The following is a 17,330-nucleotide window of genomic DNA, read 5'->3' as shown; positions in this document are numbered from 1 at the left end:
GATGTCGCGCCTGCCGATCGCCATCGTCAGCGCGATGCACGACGAACTGCGCGCATTGCTGCCGCTGTTGCGCGACCCCCAGCCGGTGCGGCTCGCCGGGCGCGACTTCCATCAAGGCACGGTCCACGGCCAGCCGGTCGTGCTGGTGCTGTCCGGCATCGGCAAGGTGGCCGCCACCACGACCGCGGCGCTGCTGCTGCACGAGTTCCAGGCCACCGAGCTGGTCTTCACCGGCGTGGCGGGCGGCTTGCGGCGCGGCGTGAAGGTCGGCGATGTCGTTGTCGCCGAGCAGCTGCTGCAGCACGATATGGACGCCTCGCCGCTGTTCCCGCGCTTCGAGGTGCCGCTGACCGGCCGCTCGCGCTTCGATGTCCACGCCGGGCTGGCCGATGCGCTGGCGGCAGCGTCGCAGCGCTGCATCGACGATGCCGCCGCGTTGATCGGCAGCGCGCACCTGTTGAGCTTCGCCATCGAGACGCCGCTGGTGCACCGGGGGCTGGTCGTCAGCGGCGATCGCTTCGTCCCCAGCGTCGCGGCGAGCGACGCGCTGCGCCAGGTGCTGCCGGACGCGCTCGCCGTCGAGATGGAAGGCGCGGCGGTCGCGCAGGTCTGCGCCGATTTCGGCCGGCCGTTCGCGGTGCTGCGCACGATCTCCGACCGCGCCGACGACAGCGCGCACGTCGACTTCACGCGCTTCATCGATGAGGTCGCGAGCGTCTACACGCGCGCGATCGTCGAGGACTGGCTCCAGCACCGCGTCCGCGCGTAAAGTCGGCGTGTGAATGCGATCCGACCGCTGTGGCGCGCACTGCGCGCGCTGCTGCTCGCGCTGGCGGCGCTGTGGTTCTTCCTCGAGGAATTCGGCTGGCACCCGCTGGCGACGTGGCTCGGCCGCTTCGCGCGCTGGGGCCCGTGGCAGCGCATGGAGAGGCGCATCGCCGCGTTGCCGCCGCGCCCGGCGCTGGTGCTGTTCCTCGTCCCGGTGCTGGCGCTGCTGCCGGTCAAGGTGCTGGCGCTGCAGCTGCTCGGCGCCGGCCAGCCACTGCTCGGCCTCGTCGTCATCCTGGCCGCCAAGCTGGTGGGCACGGCGATCGGCGGACGCCTGTTCGTGCTGCTGCGGCCCCAGCTGATGACGCTGCGCTGGTTCGCCCGCACCATGGCGCGATGGCGTTACCTGCGCCGTCGGGTGCGCCATGCGTTGCTCGCGTCGGCCGCATGGCAGGGACTGCGCCAGATGGCCGGGCGCTGGCGCAGTCGTTGGCGCTCGCTGCGGCGCCGTGCGGAGGCGGGCATGCGCGAGCGCTGAGGCACACTCGGCGCATGCCGCCTCGCCTGTTCATCGATCACCCGCTGCCGCCGATCGGCAGCACGTTCGCACTGCCTCCCGGTCCGGCGCGTCATGTGCAGGTGCTGCGGCTGCAGCCCGGCGCGGCGCTGACGTTGTTCGACGGCGCCGGCGGCGAGCACGCTGCCAGCGTCGTGCAGATGGGGCGCAGCGAGGTCACGGTCCAGCTCGGCGCGCATGCCGATGTCGATCGCGAGTTGACGCGGCCGATCACGCTCGCGCTCGGCATGCCGGCGAACGAGCGGATGGACACCGTGATCGAGAAGGCGACCGAACTCGGCGCAGTGTCAGTCCAGCCCCTGTTGTGCGAACGCTCGGTGCTGCGGCTTGCGGGCGAGCGCGCACAGAAGAAAGTCGCGCACTGGCAGGGCGTGGCGCTGGCCGCGAGCGAGCAGAGCGGGCGCACGCGCGTCCTGCAGGTCGCGCCGGTGCGGTCGCTCGGCGAGTGGTTGCGCGAGCTGCCGGCGCCGGACGAGCGGACGCGCTGGCTGCTGAGCTTCGACGGGGCCACGCCGTTGGCATCGATGCCGCTGCCGGCCGGCGGCGTGATCTCGTTGAGCGGGCCCGAAGGAGGCCTGTCGCCGGCCGAGGAAGCGCTGGCGCGCGCCGCCGGCTTCCTGCCGGTCTCGCTCGGCGCGCGCGTGCTGCGGGCCGACACCGCGCCGCTCGCACTGCTCGCCCACCTCTCGATCGGCGCCCCATGAACCCTCGACTGCTGCTGCTCACGTTCTGCCAGGGTCTCTTCCTCACCAACAACGTCACCTTCATCGCGATCAACGGCCTGGTCGGCCTCGCGCTCGCACCGACCGCGTGGATGGCGACCTTGCCGATCACCGGCTACGTCGCGGGCGGTGCGTTGTGTGCGGGGCTCGTGGCGCGCCACCAGCGTGCGTGGGGACGCCGGCGCGCATTCCAGGCCGGGCTCGTCGTGGCGATGCTGTCGAGCGCGCTGTGCGCGTACGCGGCGGTCTCGCACCAGTTCTGGCTGCTGGTCGCGGCGACGCTGATGGCCGGCTACTACAACGCCAATGCCGGGCTCTACCGCTTCGCGGCGACCGAGATCGTCGCGCCGGCATTCAAGGAGCGCGCGATCTCGTGGGTGCTCGCCGGCGGCATCCTCGGCGCCGTCGCGGGCCCGAACCTCGCGAGCGTGACGCGCGACGCGCTGCCGGTGCCCTTCGCCGGTGCGTATGCCGCGCTGGTGGTGGTCGCCCTGCTCGCGCTGCTGACCATCTCGTTCATCGAGTTCCCGCCCTTGCCGAAACCGAGTGCCGCGGCTCCCGGCCGGCCGCTGCGCGAGATCGCCCGCCAGCCGGTGTTCATCGTTGCCGTCACGGCGTGCGCACTGGGCTACGGCGTGATGAACCTGCTGATGGCCGCCACGCCGATCGCGATGGCCGCGTGCTCGCACCCTTTCGGCAACACCGCCCTGGTGCTCGAATGGCATGTGCTGGGCATGTTCGTGCCGAGCTTCTTCACCGGCTCGCTGATCAAACGTGTCGGTTGCCTGCCGGTGATGGCGGCGGGCGTCGCGCTGAACGTCCTGTGCATCGCGATCGCGCTGGCCGGCGTCGACCTGATGCACTTCACGGTCGCCTTGCTGACCTTGGGCGTCGGCTGGAACTTCCTGTTCATCGGTGGCACCACCTTGTTCACGCAAGCCTATCGGCCCGAAGAGAAGACGACCGCGCAGGCGGCGATGGACACGCTGATCTTCACGACGATGACGCTGACCTCGTTCAGCTCTGGCGCGCTGGTGACGACCAGCGGCTGGACGCTGCTCAACCTCGGCTCGATCGTGCCGGTCGCGATCGCCGGCTTGGCGATCGCCTGGCTTGCGCTGCAGCGCCGGGGTGCCCAGAATCAGGTGTCAACCTGAGGAGTGCTGCAATGAGCTTGCTTGATTCGGTGATCGGCGCCCTGGCGAACGCGCAACCCGGAGCCCAGCCCCTCTCGCCCGGCGCCACGCAGGGCACCGCGGGCTCGGTCCTGTTGAGCACGGTGATCGCGATGCTGGCCAACGGCCAGCAGTCGCAGGGCGCGGGCATCGGCGGGCTGGGCGACCTGATCGGCCGCTTCACGCAGGGCGGCATGGGCGACGTGATCGGCTCGTGGATCGGCCACGGCCAGAACGCGCCGATCTCGGGCGACCAGCTGTCGAACGTGCTCGGCGCCGACACGATCGGCCAGATCGCCGCGCAGCTGGGCCTGTCGCATGGCGAGGCCGCCAGCCAGTTGTCGCAGATGCTGCCCGAGGTCGTGAACCGGCTGACGCCGGAAGGTCAGGCGCCCGGCGAGGGCCTCGGCGACGACATGGGCGCGCTGCTCGGTCAGCTGACGGCGCGGCGCTAGACCTTGCTGCGGGCCGAACCCGCCACCAGGTCGAAGCGGAACAGCCGGCATTCGATCGGCCCGTTCCACATCGGCACGCGGCGCGATTCCTTCAGCCGCATCGCGCTCGGCAGCTTCATGTCCGGGCTGAGCACGTAGGCGGTCCAGCCGGCAGGGTGCTGCGTGTAGGCGCGCTTCCAGTGGGCCGAGAGGCGCGGGAAGAAGTCGCTCGGCGTGTCTCTGTCTTCCGCCGACGCGCGCGCGGCCTTGCCGCCGACCTCGATGCGCTCGCCGTACGGCGGGTTGATCACCAGCGTGCCCGGCAGCCCGGACGGCAGCTCGGGGGCAGGGCGCTCCAGCGCGTCGCCGCCGTTGAACGTGATCGCGTCCGCCACGCCCGCGCGCTCGGCGTTGCGCCGCGCGAAATCGACCATGCGGAACGACACGTCGCTCGCGAAGATCGGCACCGCGCTCGCATGGATGCGCGCCGTGGCAAAGCTGCGCAGGCGCTGCAGCTCGGCGCGTTGTTCGTCGCCGATGAACGGCAGCAGCCGCTCGAACGCGAAGCGCCGCTTCAGCCCGGGGGCGATCCCGCAGGCGATCTGCGCGGCCTCGATCGCGATCGTGCCCGAGCCGCAGCACGGGTCGTGCAGCGCACCGCCGGCTTCCTTTGTGCCGCGCCAGCCGGCGGCGGCGAGCATCGCGGCGGCCAGCGTCTCCTTCAGCGGCGCGTCGCCCTTGTCCTCGCGCCAGCCGCGCTTGAACAGGGACTCGCCCGAGCTGTCGACATAGATCGTCGCTTCGAGCTCGCCGAGGTGCAGCACGATCTGCAGATCGGGGTGGCGGGTGTCGACGCTCGGGCGTTCGCCGGTCGCATCGCGCAGCAGATCGCAGACGGCATCCTTCACCCGCAGCGCCGCGAAGTTCAGGCTCTTCAGCGGCGATCGGTGTGCGGTGGTGTCGACACGCAGCGTGTGCTGTGGCGTGATCCACTGCGTCCAATCGACGCTGTGCGCGAGTTCGTAAATGTCGTTCTCGACCCGGTACGAGCCGTGCGCCACCTCGATCAGCACGCGCTGCGCCAGCCGGCTTTCGAGGTTCAGCGTCATCACCTCCAGCGGGTCGCCTTCGAGCGCGACGCCGCCGCGCGCCTGATGCACGCGCGCCTTCGGCAGGATGCGTTCGATCTCTTCGGTGAGCAGCGCCTCGACGCCGGCAGCGCAGGGCAGGAACAGCGGCAACGGCATCACATCGCCTTGCGCAGTTGCGTCGGCGCGATCTTCAGCGCGTCGCGGTACTTCGCGACCGTGCGCCGCGCGACCTGGATGCCCTGCTCGTCGAGCATCTGCGAGATCTGGCTGTCGGACAGCGGTTTGGCCGGGTTCTCGGCCGCGACGATCTGCTTGATCAGCGCGCGCACCGCGGTGCTCGACGCATTGCCGCCGGCCTCGGTGTTCAGCGACGACCCGAAGAAGTATTTCAGCTCGAAGGTGCCGAACGGCGTGTTCATGTACTTCGCGGTCGTCACGCGCGAGATCGTCGATTCGTGCAGGCCGAGCTCGTCGGCGATCTCGCGCAGCACCAGCGGCTTCATCGCGATCGCGCCGTGGGTGAAGAAGTTCTTCTGCCGTTCGACGATCGCCTGCGAGACGCGCTGGATCGTGTCGAAGCGCTGCAGGATGTTCTTCATGAACCAGCGCGCTTCCTGCAGCCGCGAGTTCAACCCGGCGCCGGCGCCGTTCAGGGCGTCGGGCGCGCTGCGCGAGCCGGGGCCGCGCTGGGCGCGGATCGCGTTGGCGTAGAGGTCGTTGATGCGCAGCTTGGGCATCACGTCGGGGTTGAGCGTGACCTTCCAGCCGCGGCCGGCCTTCTGCACGATCACGTCCGGGATGATGATGTTCGCCTCGGCGCGCGCGAACTGGCGGCCGGGCTTGGGTTCGAGCGCGACGATCAGGCCCTGCGCCTCGCGCAGCATGTCCTCGTCGGCGCCGGTGACGGCGCAGAGCTTCTTCAGGTCGCGCCGCGCGAGCAACTCGAGGTGGGACTTGCAGACGATGATCGCGACCATCTGCGCCTCGCTGCGCGGCAGCAGGCGCAGTTGCAGCGTCAGGCATTCGGCCAGGTCACGCGCGCCGACGCCGGTCGGCTCCATGCTCTGCAGGTAGCGCAGCCCGCATTGCAGGCGTTCCAGCAGTTCCTCGCGCTGCTCGGCGTCGTCGCCGGCGAGCTGTGCGGCGATGTCTTCGAGCGGGTCGTCGAGGTAGCCGTCGTCGTTCAGCGACTCGATCAGCACCATCACCGCGGCGGCGTCGGTCGCCGACAGGCGCAGGCTGGAGAGCTGTTCGCGCAGGTGATCCTGCAGACTCGGGATCGCGGTGTCGCGGTCGGCACCGTCGAAGTCGTCGCCGTCGGGGCTGGCGCTGCTCTTGCCGGGGGTCTCGCGGATGCCGTCGAAGTCTTCACGCTCGGTGCCGTTCTCCCAGTCGTCGCGCTCGGTGGCGCCGAACTCGGCGGCGTCGAGCGGTGCGGCGGCTTCGTCGTTCGCGCCGACACCGTCGCCGCCGGTCTCGGCAGCGCGCTCGGTCTCGCGCTCGCCGACCCGCTCGGCCAGCGTCGTGCGCTCGACCAGCGGCTCGAACGCCGGCCCTTCATCGCCGTCGGTCTCGAGGAACGGGTTCTGCTCCAGCATCTGCTCGACTTCCTGGTGGAGTTCGAGCGTCGAGAGCTGCAGCAATCGGATCGATTGCTGGAGTTGTGGCGTCAGCGCGAGATGCTGCGACAGCCTAAATTGAAGGGTCGGCTTCACGCGCGGCGACCTCGCACAGGCGCGAGGGGGCCCGGCGCCGGGCCGCTCCCAAGCAGGCCCGCATCCCCTCGGGGGATCGGCCGGCGCACTCGACGGACGAGGGGCTCCATGTCACATTCGGAAGTGTTCGCCGAGGTAGACCTTGCGGACATCCGCGTTGTCGACGATCTCGGTCGGCGTGCCCTCGGCCAGCACACGTCCCTCGCTGATGATGTAGGCGCGGTCGCAGATGCCCAGCGTCTCGCGCACGTTGTGGTCGGTGATCAGCACGCCGATGCCGCGGCTCTTCAGGAAGCCGATGATCCGCTGGATCTCGATCACCGCGATCGGGTCGACGCCGGCGAACGGCTCGTCGAGCAGGATGAAGCGCGGCTGGGTCGCCAGCGCCCGCGCGATCTCGACGCGGCGGCGCTCGCCGCCCGACAACGCCGGCGCCGGCGAGGCGCGCAGCTTGTCGATCGACAGATCGTGCAGCAGCCCGTTGAGCAGTTCGTCGATCACGGCCGGCTTCAGTGCCTTGCCGGCCGCATCGACCTGCAGTTCGAGCACCGCGCGCACGTTCTCCTCGACGGTCAGCTTGCGGAAGATCGAGGCCTCCTGCGGCAGGTACGACAGGCCGAGCCGCGAGCGCCGGTGGATCGGCAGCCGCTCGACCCGCTCGCCCTCGATCGTGATCTCGCCGGCGTCGGCCCGGACCAGGCCGACGATCATGTAGAAGCTCGTCGTCTTGCCCGCGCCGTTCGGCCCGAGCAGCCCGACGACCTCGCCGCTGCGCACGGACAGGTGCACGTCCTTGACGACGGTGCGCGCGCCGTAGGACTTGCGCAGGCCGGAGGCTTCGAGCCGGTGCTCGCGCGTGGCGGTCGGGTCCAGGCCGGAGACAGTCAACGCTTGTCCTTCCCGGCCGATGCGGGTGCGGGCGCGGAGGCGCCGAGCGCGGGGCTCGTCTTCAGCGGCGCCGAAGCGGCCATCGCGGCGGCGGCTTCGATCTCGGCGGCGGCCTCGGTGCCCTGGCGCGGCGTGATCACCGAGGTGATGCGGCCGTTCGGGTTCGCGGCGGTCGGCTTGGCGCCGCCGGTGACCGTGGTCTTCTCGGTCGTCGCGTCGTAGGTGATCAGGTTGCCGGCGATCTCGCTGGCCGGCGTGGCGCCGCGCAGCTGGCGCAGTTGCGCGCCGTTGACGAAACGCACCACGTTGGTCCGGCCGTCGAACTCGAGGCGCTCGGCCTCGCCTTCCCAGTATTCGTCGACGCCGTCGCGTTTCTGGCGGAACGTGGCCGGCTTGCTCGAGCTGCCCAGCGCCACCGCGGTGTAGTAGCCGCTCGGCAGCTCGCGCACCTCGACGCGGCCGGCGCGAATCACCATCGTCCCCTGGCTGATCACGACGTTGCCGTCGTAGGTGACGACCTGCTGGCGGGTGTCGATCAGGCCCTCGCGGTCGGCGGCGATGTTGATCTTCTGCAGCCGGTCACTCCGCTCGGCCTGCGCCACCGGCGCCCCCAGCAGCAACGCGGCCAGGCACGACAGGCCAGCTGCGGATCGGCGGATCGAAGGGGGGAGGCGGGAGTGGGTCATAAAAGGCATGAAACTTGCAGGCCATTCTAGCCGACGTGGTTTCATACCCGGCGCGCCGAGCGCCCGGGTCGATCCGACGGATCGGGGGCGGGGCGCGAGAAATGTCGCACTTGAAGCCCTGGCTGGCGCCAGGGCTCAACAGCGTATCAGCTGCTCAGGCATTCCTTCATGAACGCCTTGCGCTCGTCGCCCTTCGCGGCCTTGGCCTTCGGGTCGGCATTGCAGGCCTTCATCTTTTCCTGCTGGGTCGCCTTCTTGGCCGACAGGCAGGTCTTCATGAATGCCTTGCGCTCGTCGCCTTTCTTGTCGCCGGCGTCCTTGTTGCACTCGGCCATCTTGGTCTGCTGCTTGCCCATCGGCGCGCTGGCACCCTTGGCCATGTCGGGCGCTTCCTTGTGGGTGGTCGCGAAGGCCGAGGTCGAGAGGCAGGCCACGGACAGGGCCAGAACGGTCATCAGGTGTTTCATCGGGGCTCCTCAGGAGTCTGTTGAAGTGGGGCAGGGTGCCGGCGGACATTGAAGCATGGGGCCGATGTGCCAGCAAGGGCACAACGCCGCCGGCTGTCTCGCGGTGGACACGAGCGCGTGCCGCTGCGCTCGCTTACAGGATGCGCCGCGGATGGGCGAGCGCTTCGTGCGCGACGTGCAGGCGTCGGACCAGCACGCGGATGAACGCCTCGTCGAACAGGTGCTTGCAGCCCGGGCTCACCTGCACCAGCGTGTCGGGGGTGAACGAGATCGTCGTCGCCGGCTCGCTGACCAGCACGTCGGTGCTGTGCCGCTTGAGTTCGGGGTTCGGCGCGAGGTAGGCCATCTCGCCCACCGAGGTGCCCGGCCCCAGCTTCGCGACCCGCTTGCCGTCGCGAAACACCTCGACCTCGCCTTGCGCGAGGATGTGAAAGCTGTTGCCTTCCTCGCCCTTGCGGTACAGCGCGTGGCCGAAATGGAAGCGCTGCCACTTCGCGCGATGCACCACCTCCCACAGCTCCACGTCGCCGAAGCTCGAGAAGAAGTCGAGCGTGCGCAGCAGGTTGAAGCGCTCGGAATCGAGCACGCCCTGCAGCTGCCCGCGCGGCACCTGCTGGTTGGTGATCAGCGCCGACAGCGCCTGCGCGAACTCCTCCCAGTTGGCATAGCGCTGCTCCGGCTGCTTCGCCAGCGCGCGCTGGATCGTCGCATCCAGCGCCGGGCTCACGCCGTCGCGCAGCGAGGCCAGCGAGGCCGGCTTGACGTGGTAGATCTGGTGCATCATGGCCGACTGCACCTGCGCATCGAACGGCGGCCGCCCGGCGATCAGCTGGTAGAGCACGGCGCCAAGCGAGTACATGTCGGCACGGCAGTCCAGCGCGCTGCCGTCGAGCTGCTCGGGCGACATGTAGGCCAGCGAGCCGACGCGGTAGATCTGGGTCGTGTCGGCCGACAGGTTCAACACGCTGCCGAAGTCGCTGATCTTCACGTCCGTGACGGCGCCGTTGGTCAGCACCGCCAGCAGGTTGGCCGGCTTCACGTCGCGGTGGATCAGGCCCTGGCGGTACACGTAGCCGAGCGCCATCGCGCACTTGAAGCCGATCTCGACGACCAGCTCCAGCGCGATCAGGTTGTCGGGCCGGCCGAACGGCCGCAGCGTGCTGCCGGGCACGTACTCCATCACCAGGTAGGGCGCGACCGGGTCGGGCACGGCGTCGAAGATCTGCACCACGTTCGGGTGGTTCAGGCGCCCGACCAGGGCCGCCTCGGCTGCGAAGAAGCGCTCGGAATAGCGCTCGGCCGTGGCGTCGCCGCTGGCATTCGGGCGCACCCGCTTGATCGCCACGTCGATGCCCTTGAACGCGTCGTGGCACAGGAACACCTCCGCGGTCGCGCCTTCGCCCAGGCGCCGCAGCACCCGGTACTTGCCGATGTGGCTGGGCAGCGCGGGTTCGTCCGTCGGGCTGGCGGAGAAAGGCGTCGGAACGGTTTTCATGAGGCGGTCGGCAGGGCGCATCTTCGCATCGGCGCGGGGTCCGCGCTCGGCCGAACTGGCGGGCAATGTGCAACCAATCCCGCCACGTCGCCCCCCGTAGAATCGTTGGATGATCCAAGCCAAGCAGGACCTCCTCGACGCGCTCGGCGCCGCGATGGCCGAGGTCGCGCCCGGCGGCACGCTCGCCCCGGCCTTCGAATCCCCCAAGCAGGCCGCGCACGGCGACCTTGCCTGCACCGCGGCGATGCCGCTCGCCAAGGCGCTGAAGAAGAACCCGCGCGAGGTCGCGGCCGCACTCGTCGACGCGCTGAAACGCCAGCCGGCCGTGCAGCGCTGGGTCGATGCGCTCGAGATCGCCGGTCCCGGCTTCATCAACCTGCGCCTGAAGGCCGCGGCCAAGCAGGCGATCGTCGCCGAGATCACCGCCGCCGGCGATGGGTTCGGCCGCCAGCCGGCGAAGGCCGACAAGGTGCTGGTCGAGTTCGTCTCGGCCAACCCGACCGGCCCGCTGCACCTCGGCCACGCGCGCCAGGCGGCGCTCGGCGACGCGATCTGCAACCTGTTCGAGACCCAGGGCTGGCAGGTCAGCCGCGAGTTCTACTACAACGACGCCGGCGTGCAGATCGCGACGCTCGCGAACTCGGTGCAAGCGCGCCTGCGCGGCTTCAAGCCGGGCGACCCGCAGTGGCCCGAGTCGGCCTACAACGGCGAGTACATCGCCGACATCGCCGCCGATTTCCTCGCGAAGAAGACCGTGACCGCCGACGACCGCGCGTACACCGCCTCGGGAGACGTCGACGACCTCGACGGCATCCGCCAGTTCGCCGTCGCCTACCTGCGCCACGAACAGGACCTGGACCTGCAGGCCTTCGGCGTGCGCTTCGACCATTACTTCCTCGAGTCCAGCCTGTATTCGAGCGGCCGGGTCGACGACGCAGTGCAGCGCCTGATCGCCGCCGGCAAGACCTTCGAGGAAGGCGGCGCGCTCTGGCTGCGCACCACCGAGTACGGCGACGACAAGGACCGCGTGATGCGCAAGTCCGACCAGACCTACACCTACTTCGTGCCCGACGTCGCCTACCACCTGCACAAGCACGAGCGCGGCTACACGAAGGCGATCAACATCCAGGGCGGCGACCACCACGGCACCGTCGCCCGGGTGCGCGCCGGCGTGCAGGCTGCGGACCGCGGCGTGCCGGCCGGCTACCCCGAGTACGTGCTGCACAAGATGGTCACGGTGATGAAGGGCGGCGAGGAGGTCAAGATCTCCAAGCGCGCCGGCAGCTACGTGACGCTGCGCGACCTGATCGACTGGACCAGCCGCGACGCGGTGCGCTTCTTCCTGCTCAGCCGCAAGGCGGACAGCGAGTTCACGTTCGACGTCGACCTGGCTTTGAAGCAGAACGACGAGAACCCGGTGTTCTACGTGCAGTACGCGCATGCGCGGATCTGCTCGGTGATCCGCAACTACGTCGAGCAACGTGGCGCGCTCGACGCGACGCCCGACCTGTCGCTCCTCTCGGCCCCGACCGAGGCAGCGCTGATGCTCAAGCTCGCCGAGTTCCCGGCGATGCTGGCGAACGCCGCCGCCGGCCTCGCGCCGCACGACCTGACCTTCTACCTGCGCGACGTGGCCGGCGCGTTCCACAGCTACTACGCCGCCGAACGCGTGCTGGTCGACGACGCGGCGCTGGCGCGGGCACGCATCGCGTTGCTGATCGCGACGCGCCAGGTCATCCGCAATGCGCTCGCGGTGCTCGGGGTCGACGCGCCCGAGCGCATGGACCGCGACGCCGAATCCCGAGACAAGCTGGAAACCGCATGAGCAGCAAGCATCCTTCCCGCCCACTTGGCGGCTTCGACAGGCAACGTGGCGGCTTCGCCGTGGGGTTGATCATCGGCCTGCTGATCGGCCTGGCGCTGGCACTCGGCGTGGCGCTGTACGTCACCAAGGTGCCGATCCCGTTCGTCAACAAGGTGCCGCAGCGCACCGCCGACCAGGACGCGGCCGAGACCCAGAAGAACAAGAACTGGGACCCGAACAGCCCGCTCTACGGCAAGAACCCGGCCAAGCCGAACAACGCGGCCAGCGGCACCGTGGCGCCGCTGCCGTCGGTGGCCACGCCGCAGCCGGGTGCGCTGCCCGCGCCGGCGGTCACCGGCAGCGTCACGCCGCCGCCTGCTGCCCGTGCGTCCGCGCCCGCCGGCCGAGCCTCGGCGCCGGCCAGCACCCGCGACCCGGCCGCGATCCTGGCCGACAAGGCGCCGCCGCCCGCGCCGAAGATCACGACCACGGCCCCGGCGGCGTCCGGTGCGTCCGGCGGCGCCGACCCGTTCACCTACTACGTCCAGGCCGGTGCGTATGGCCGGCCGGAAGATGCCGAACAGCAACGCGCCAAGCTGGCGATGCTCGGCATGGAGGGTCGCCTGACCGAGCGCGAGCAGGCCGGCCGCACCGTCTATCGCGTGCGCGTCGGCCCTTTCGAGCGCAAGGGCGACGCCGAGGCCACGAAGGCCAAGCTGGGCGATGCGGGCGTCGAGGCGGCGCTGGTGCGGGTCCAGCGTTGAACATGCTCGGTCCCGGGCCTGAACTTTGCTGATCCCTCCGGGTCCGTCGTCCACTCTTCCACCATCGGCACCTCCCATGAAACGTCGCGTCTTCTCGACCTCCCTGCTCGGCGCCGGCGCCGCAGCGCTGGCCTGGCCCGCGCTCGCGCCCGCCCAGGGCGGCCCGGTGGAGGGCCAGCACTACGTGCGGCTCAGCCAGCCCGTGGCCGTGTTCGCCGAGGCCGGCAAGATCGAGGTGATCGACTTCTTCCGCTACGGCTGCCCGCACTGCTACGCCTTCGAGCCCACGCTCGACGCCTGGTCCAAGCAACTGCCGGCCGACGTGGCGTTCCGGCGCGTGCCGGCGGCGTTCGGCATCGCCGGCTTCGTGCCGCACCAGCGCATCTTCTATGCGCTGGACAGTCTCGGACTGCTCGCCACCATGCACCGCCGCGTGTTCTATGCGATCCACGCCGACCGGATGCGGCTCGACCAGCCCGCGGAGATCTCCGCGTTCATGACCAAGAGCGGCGTCGACGCGGCCAGGTTCATGGAGGCCTACGATTCGTTCGCGATCCAGGCCAAGCTGCGCCAGGCCGACCAGCTGGTGAGCGGCTACAAGATCGACGGCGTGCCGGCGCTCGGCATCCAGGGCCGGTTCTTCACCTCGGGCACGCTCGCCGGCGACAACCCACGGGCGCTCACGGTCACCGATTTCCTGGTGCAGCGGCTGCGCAAGACGAGCTGATCGCCGTCGCGCGCGCGGCCGCGCCGGTCAGTTCAAGCGGGCGAGCGCTTCCAGTACGCTGCATCGCCGTAGCTGTGCTTCAGGAAATCGATCCACAGCCGCACCCGCAGCGCCAGGTGCTTGGCGTGCGGGAACACCGCGTAGATGCCGTTCGGCGGCGCGGCGAACGCGTCGAGCACGCTGACGAGTTCGCCGCTCGCGACCTCCTGCGCCACCTCCCAGGCCGAGCGCCAGGCCAACCCGAGCCCGGCCGAGCACCAGGCGTGCAGCACCTGGCCGTCGGTGCAGTCGAGGCGCCCGGTCGGGCGCAGGTGGATGACTTCGCCGTCGACCTGGAACGCCCAGCCACGCGTCTGGCTGGCGTCGCTGCTGAGCGCCAGGCACTCGTGGCGCGCCAGGTCGCCGGGGTGCATCGGCGTGCCGGCGCGCTTCAGGTAGGCGGGCGTGGCGACGCACAGCCGCCGGTTGTCGGCGAGCCGCACGCTGACCAGGCTGCTGTCGGGCAGATCGCCGACGCGCACCGCGCAGTCGAAGCTCTCGTTGACGATGTCGACGACGCGGTCCGACAGGTTCAGCGACAGGCTGACCTCCGGGTGCAGCGCCAGGAAGCGCGGCACCAGCGGCGCGACATGGCGCCGCCCGAAGCCAGCCGGCGAGGTGATCCGCAGGTGCCCGCTGGCCTTCACGCCGCCGGCGCTGACGCTGGCCTCGGCGTTCGCCCAGTCGGCGAGCAGGCGCTGGCAGTCCTCGAGGAAGGCACTGCCTTCGTGCGTCAGGCTGATCCGCCGCGTCGTGCGCACCAGCAACTTGACCCCGAGCCGCGCTTCCAGCGCGTCGATGCGGCGCCCGATCACTGCGGGCGCGACGCCTTCGGCGGCGGCGGCGGCGGTCAGGCTGCCTCGGGTCGCGACGGCGGCGAACGACTCGATCTGCTTCAGCTTGTCCACGATTCAGTGCAATTTAGTCATCAATCCAGCGATCGCATCGTACTTAATGCCGGTTGGGTTATCGAATAAATTTCCTGGATGGACAAAGCTGCCCCCGTCATCCGTCCCCGCGCGGTGCTCTTCGACGCCTACGGCACGCTGTTCGATGTCTACAGCGTCTCGCTGCTGGCCGAGCAGCTGTTCCCTGGCTTCGGTGAACGCCTGTCCGTGCTGTGGCGCGACAAGCAGATCGACTACACCCGCCTGACCTCGATGAGCGGCCAATACAAGCCGTTCTGGGAGCTGACCCGCGCCGGCCTGCGCTTCGCGGCGCTGCGCCTGGGCCTGGCGTTGACGCCGGTCGCCGAGGACCGGCTGATGAACCAGTACCGCCACCTCAGCAGCTTCCCCGAGAACCGCGAGGTGCTGGCCGAGCTGAAGGCGCGCGGTATCCCGGCCGGCATCCTGAGCAACGGCGACCCCGAGATGCTCGGTGTCGCGGTCAAGAGTGCCGGTTTCTCCGGCCTGCTCGCGCACGTGATCAGCGTCCACGCGCTGAAGAAGTTCAAGACCGACCCGGCCACGTATGCCCTCGGCACGCAGGCGCTGAACCTGCCCGCGCGGGAGATCCTGTTCGTGTCGAGCAACGGCTGGGACGCGATCGGCGCGACCTGGGCCGGGTACACGACACTCTGGGTCAACCGCTTCGACCTGCCGCTGGAGCAGCTCGACACGAACCCCACGCGCATCGGCACCAGCCTGCGCGACGTCCTTTCCTTTTTCGATCCACCAACCGCTGCATGACCATGACTGATCGCACCACGCTTCACGGCCTCCAAGTCGCCACCACGCTGCACCGCTTCGTCGAGGAGCAGGTGCTGCCCGGCACCGGCATCGACGCCGCCGCCTTCTGGCAGGGCTTCGACGCGATCGTCAGCGACCTCGCGCCGAAGAACGCCGCGCTGCTCGTCGAGCGCGACCGGCTGCAGACCGAGCTCGACCACTGGCACAAGAAGCACCCCGGGCCGATCAAGAACCCGGCCAAATACCAGGCCTTCCTGACCAAGATCGGCTACCTGGTGCCGGTGCCGCCGGTCGTCAAGGCGACGACGAAGAACGTCGACGCCGAACTGGCGCTGCAGGCCGGCCCGCAACTCGTCGTGCCGATCACCAATGCCCGCTACGCGCTCAACGCCGCCAACGCGCGCTGGGGCTCGCTGTACGACGCGCTGTACGGCACCGACGCGATCGCCGAGGCCGATGGCGCCGAGAAGGGCACGGGCTACAACCCGGTGCGTGGCGCGAAGGTGATCAATTACGCACGCCATGTGCTCGACCGCACCGCACCGCTCAAGAAGGGCTCGCACGTCGACTCGACCGGCTACAAGGTCGAAGGCGGCGCGCTCGTCGTCACGCTCGCGAACGGCACGACGACGGGACTCGCCAAGCCCGTGCAATTCATCGGCCACCAGGGCGATGCGGCCGCGCCGTCCGGCGTGCTGCTGCAGCACAACGGCCTGCACCTGGACCTGCGCATCGACCGCTCGACCGCGATCGGCAAGAGCGACCCGGCCGGCGTGGCCGACCTGGTGCTCGAATCGGCGCTCTCGACCATCCTCGACCTGGAGGACTCGGTGGCGGTCGTGGATGCCGACGACAAGGTCCAGGCCTACGGCAACTGGCTCGGCATCCTGAAGGGCACGCTGACCGAAAAGGTGAGCAAGGGCGGCAGGACCTTCACGCGCGGCCTGAATGCCGACCGCGTCTATGTCGGCGCCAACGGTGAACCCGTCCGCTTGCACGGCCGCTCGCTGCTGTTCCTGCGCAATGTCGGCCACCTGATGACGAACCCGGCGATCCTGTGGGGCGCGGACGGCCGGGAAATTCCCGAAGGCATCATGGACGCCGTCATCACGACGACGATCGCGCTGCACGACCTGCAGCGCCACGGCAAGGACGGCATCGTCAACTCGCGCAAGGGCTCGGTCTACATCGTCAAGCCCAAGATGCACGGCCCGGCCGAGGTGGCATTCGCGAGCGAACTTTTCGGCCGCGTCGAGCGACTCCTCGGGCTGCCGAAGGCGACCGTCAAGCTCGGCATCATGGACGAGGAGCGCCGCACCAGCGTCAACCTGAAGGCCTGCATCGCCGCCGCGGCCGACCGCGTCGCGTTCATCAACACCGGCTTCCTCGACCGCACCGGCGACGAGATGCACACCGCCATGCAGGCCGGCCCGATGCTGCGCAAGGGCGACATGAAGGGCAGCGCCTGGATCGCCGCGTACGAGCGCAACAACGTGCTGGTCGGCCTGCAATGCGGCCTGCGCGGCAAGGCGCAGATCGGCAAGGGCATGTGGGCGATGCCCGACCTGATGGCCGCGATGCTCGAGCAGAAGATCGCGCACCCGCGCTCGGGCGCCAACACCGCCTGGGTGCCGAGCCCGACCGCCGCGACGCTGCACGCGCTGCACTACCACCAGGTCGACGTGGCCGCGGTGCAGAAGTCGCTCGAGAAGACCGATGCGGCTGCCGTGGCGCCCGCGATCCTCGAAGGCCTGCTGACCGTGCCGGTCGTCAAGAAGGCCAAGTGGACCGACGCCGAGCGCCAGCAGGAGCTCGACAACAACGCGCAGGGCATCCTCGGCTACGTGGTGCGCTGGATCGACCAGGGCGTGGGCTGCTCCAAGGTGCCCGACATCCACAACATCGGCTTGATGGAAGACCGCGCGACGCTGCGCATCAGCAGCCAGCACATGGCGAACTGGCTGCTGCACGGCGTGGTGAGCAAGAAGGAGGTCAACGCCACGCTCAAGCGCATGGCCAAGATCGTCGACCGGCAGAACGCCGGCGACCCGCTCTACCAGCCGATGGCCGGCCGCTTCAAGGAATCGGCCGCCTACCAGGCCGCGCACGATCTGGTGTTCAAGGGCCTGGTGCAGCCGAGCGGCTACACCGAGCCACTTCTGCACGCCTGGCGGCTGAAGGTCAAGGCGTTGTGAGCCGGCGCGGGCGCTGCGGCGCCCGCGAGGGGTAGAGTCGCGCGCTGCGCCCACCGGCGCGTCGACACGACCCGCGGTTGACCGACCGCTGC

General features: G+C 69.8%; 17 protein-coding genes. 10 read left to right on the top strand and 7 right to left on the bottom strand.

From position 1 onward, the window contains the following. Nucleotide 1 precedes the first annotated feature (1 nt). Genes ASC76_RS13740 through ASC76_RS13720 form a run of 5 tightly spaced genes read left to right on the top strand, consistent with a single transcriptional unit; the run spans nucleotide 2 to nucleotide 3,697 of the window. Complete coding sequence (locus tag ASC76_RS13740) at nucleotides 2-769, top strand: 5'-methylthioadenosine/adenosylhomocysteine nucleosidase (protein WP_056466658.1); 768 nt, start codon at nucleotides 2-4, stop codon at nucleotides 767-769. 9 nt (nucleotides 770-778) lie between these two features. Beyond that, nucleotides 779-1,306, top strand: a complete 528-nt coding sequence (locus ASC76_RS13735; protein ID WP_056466655.1) for a hypothetical protein — start codon at nucleotides 779-781, stop codon at nucleotides 1,304-1,306. 14 nt (nucleotides 1,307-1,320) lie between these two features. Continuing rightward, nucleotides 1,321-2,049, top strand: a complete 729-nt coding sequence (locus ASC76_RS13730; RefSeq protein ID WP_056466652.1) for a 16S rRNA (uracil(1498)-N(3))-methyltransferase — start codon at nucleotides 1,321-1,323, stop codon at nucleotides 2,047-2,049. Then, on the top strand, nucleotides 2,046-3,224 hold the full coding sequence (locus ASC76_RS13725; protein ID WP_056466649.1) for an MFS transporter: 1,179 nt from the start codon (nucleotides 2,046-2,048) through the stop codon (nucleotides 3,222-3,224). The genes ASC76_RS13730 and ASC76_RS13725 overlap by 4 nt, the downstream gene beginning before the upstream one ends. 11 nt (nucleotides 3,225-3,235) lie before the next feature. Further along, nucleotides 3,236-3,697 (top strand): YidB family protein, encoded by a 462-nt coding sequence (locus ASC76_RS13720; RefSeq protein ID WP_056466646.1) that lies wholly within the window; start codon nucleotides 3,236-3,238, stop codon nucleotides 3,695-3,697. Here the strand turns inward: ASC76_RS13720 and ASC76_RS13715 are convergent. The 6 genes from ASC76_RS13715 to ASC76_RS13690 form a co-directional block, all read right to left on the bottom strand. Continuing rightward, on the bottom strand, nucleotides 3,694-4,923 hold the full coding sequence (locus ASC76_RS13715; protein ID WP_056466643.1) for a class I SAM-dependent RNA methyltransferase: 1,230 nt from the start codon (nucleotides 4,921-4,923) through the stop codon (nucleotides 3,694-3,696). The two genes, ASC76_RS13720 and ASC76_RS13715, sit on opposite strands and share 4 nt — an antisense overlap. After that, nucleotides 4,923-6,482, bottom strand: a complete 1,560-nt coding sequence (locus ASC76_RS13710) for an RNA polymerase factor sigma-54 (protein WP_056466640.1) — start codon at nucleotides 6,480-6,482, stop codon at nucleotides 4,923-4,925. Before ASC76_RS13710 ends, ASC76_RS13715 begins: the two co-directional genes overlap by 1 nt. Nucleotides 6,483-6,593: 111 nt before the next feature. Next, a complete protein-coding gene (gene lptB, locus ASC76_RS13705; protein WP_235580428.1) occupies nucleotides 6,594-7,370 on the bottom strand; it encodes an LPS export ABC transporter ATP-binding protein in 777 nt (258 codons plus the stop codon). Then, a complete protein-coding gene (lptA, locus tag ASC76_RS13700; protein WP_082549098.1) occupies nucleotides 7,367-8,056 on the bottom strand; it encodes a lipopolysaccharide transport periplasmic protein LptA in 690 nt (229 codons plus the stop codon). The genes lptB and lptA overlap by 4 nt, the downstream gene beginning before the upstream one ends. A 146-nt stretch (nucleotides 8,057-8,202) precedes the next feature. Continuing rightward, nucleotides 8,203-8,523, bottom strand: coding sequence for a PsiF family protein (locus ASC76_RS13695; RefSeq protein WP_056466634.1), 321 nt, complete (start codon nucleotides 8,521-8,523; stop codon nucleotides 8,203-8,205). 133 nt (nucleotides 8,524-8,656) lie between these two features. Continuing rightward, on the bottom strand, nucleotides 8,657-10,018 hold the full coding sequence (locus tag ASC76_RS13690) for a serine/threonine-protein kinase (protein WP_056467438.1): 1,362 nt from the start codon (nucleotides 10,016-10,018) through the stop codon (nucleotides 8,657-8,659). A 109-nt stretch (nucleotides 10,019-10,127) separates the two neighbouring features. Between ASC76_RS13690 and argS the strand changes: the two genes are divergently transcribed. The 3 genes from argS (at nucleotide 10,128) to ASC76_RS13675 (ending at nucleotide 13,313) form a co-directional block, all read left to right on the top strand. Further along, on the top strand, nucleotides 10,128-11,843 hold the full coding sequence (gene argS / locus ASC76_RS13685; RefSeq protein WP_056466631.1) for an arginine--tRNA ligase: 1,716 nt from the start codon (nucleotides 10,128-10,130) through the stop codon (nucleotides 11,841-11,843). After that, nucleotides 11,840-12,586, top strand: a complete 747-nt coding sequence (locus ASC76_RS13680; RefSeq protein ID WP_056466628.1) for an SPOR domain-containing protein — start codon at nucleotides 11,840-11,842, stop codon at nucleotides 12,584-12,586. The genes argS and ASC76_RS13680 overlap by 4 nt, the downstream gene beginning before the upstream one ends. Nucleotides 12,587-12,662: 76 nt before the next feature. After that, entirely contained in the window at nucleotides 12,663-13,313 is a 651-nt protein-coding gene (locus ASC76_RS13675; RefSeq protein ID WP_056466625.1) for a thiol:disulfide interchange protein DsbA/DsbL, read from the top strand. A gap of 32 nt (nucleotides 13,314-13,345) precedes the next feature. On the opposite strand, the gene ASC76_RS13670 is transcribed toward ASC76_RS13675, so the two are convergent. Next, the gene (locus ASC76_RS13670) at nucleotides 13,346-14,260 is read right to left on the bottom strand and encodes a LysR family transcriptional regulator (protein ID WP_056466619.1); all 915 of its coding nucleotides are present in this window, start codon (nucleotides 14,258-14,260) and stop codon (nucleotides 13,346-13,348) included. Between the two features lie 78 nt (nucleotides 14,261-14,338). Here ASC76_RS13670 and ASC76_RS13665 point away from each other — a divergent pair, with 78 nt between their 5' ends. After that, nucleotides 14,339-15,043 (top strand): haloacid dehalogenase type II, encoded by a 705-nt coding sequence (locus ASC76_RS13665; protein WP_056466616.1) that lies wholly within the window; start codon nucleotides 14,339-14,341, stop codon nucleotides 15,041-15,043. A gap of 2 nt (nucleotides 15,044-15,045) precedes the next feature. After that, complete coding sequence (locus ASC76_RS13660; RefSeq protein WP_056466614.1) at nucleotides 15,046-17,238, top strand: malate synthase G; 2,193 nt, start codon at nucleotides 15,046-15,048, stop codon at nucleotides 17,236-17,238. Nucleotides 17,239-17,330: the final 92 nt, after the last annotated feature.

This window comes from Rhizobacter sp. Root404 (genome assembly GCF_001425865.1).
Classification (GTDB): Bacteria; Pseudomonadota; Gammaproteobacteria; order Burkholderiales; family Burkholderiaceae_C; genus LMDS01.
Note: the sequence above shows the minus strand (reverse complement) of the source record. Positions and strands in the feature narration are given on the sequence as shown.

Coding starts and splice junctions, on each gene's coding strand:
- ASC76_RS13740 (WP_056466658.1), top strand. CDS start 2: ATGTCGCGCCTGCCGATCGCCATCGTCAGCGCGATGCACGACGAACTG.
- ASC76_RS13730 (WP_056466652.1), top strand. CDS start 1,321: ATGCCGCCTCGCCTGTTCATCGATCACCCGCTGCCGCCGATCGGCAGC.
- ASC76_RS13725 (WP_056466649.1), top strand. CDS start 2,046: ATGAACCCTCGACTGCTGCTGCTCACGTTCTGCCAGGGTCTCTTCCTC.
- ASC76_RS13720 (WP_056466646.1), top strand. CDS start 3,236: ATGAGCTTGCTTGATTCGGTGATCGGCGCCCTGGCGAACGCGCAACCC.
- ASC76_RS13715 (WP_056466643.1), bottom strand. CDS start 4,923: ATGCCGTTGCCGCTGTTCCTGCCCTGCGCTGCCGGCGTCGAGGCGCTG.
- lptA (WP_082549098.1), bottom strand. CDS start 8,056: ATGACCCACTCCCGCCTCCCCCCTTCGATCCGCCGATCCGCAGCTGGC.
- ASC76_RS13695 (WP_056466634.1), bottom strand. CDS start 8,523: ATGAAACACCTGATGACCGTTCTGGCCCTGTCCGTGGCCTGCCTCTCG.
- ASC76_RS13690 (WP_056467438.1), bottom strand. CDS start 10,018: ATGAAAACCGTTCCGACGCCTTTCTCCGCCAGCCCGACGGACGAACCC.
- argS (WP_056466631.1), top strand. CDS start 10,128: ATGATCCAAGCCAAGCAGGACCTCCTCGACGCGCTCGGCGCCGCGATG.
- ASC76_RS13680 (WP_056466628.1), top strand. CDS start 11,840: ATGAGCAGCAAGCATCCTTCCCGCCCACTTGGCGGCTTCGACAGGCAA.
- ASC76_RS13675 (WP_056466625.1), top strand. CDS start 12,663: ATGAAACGTCGCGTCTTCTCGACCTCCCTGCTCGGCGCCGGCGCCGCA.
- ASC76_RS13665 (WP_056466616.1), top strand. CDS start 14,339: ATGGACAAAGCTGCCCCCGTCATCCGTCCCCGCGCGGTGCTCTTCGAC.
- ASC76_RS13660 (WP_056466614.1), top strand. CDS start 15,046: ATGACTGATCGCACCACGCTTCACGGCCTCCAAGTCGCCACCACGCTG.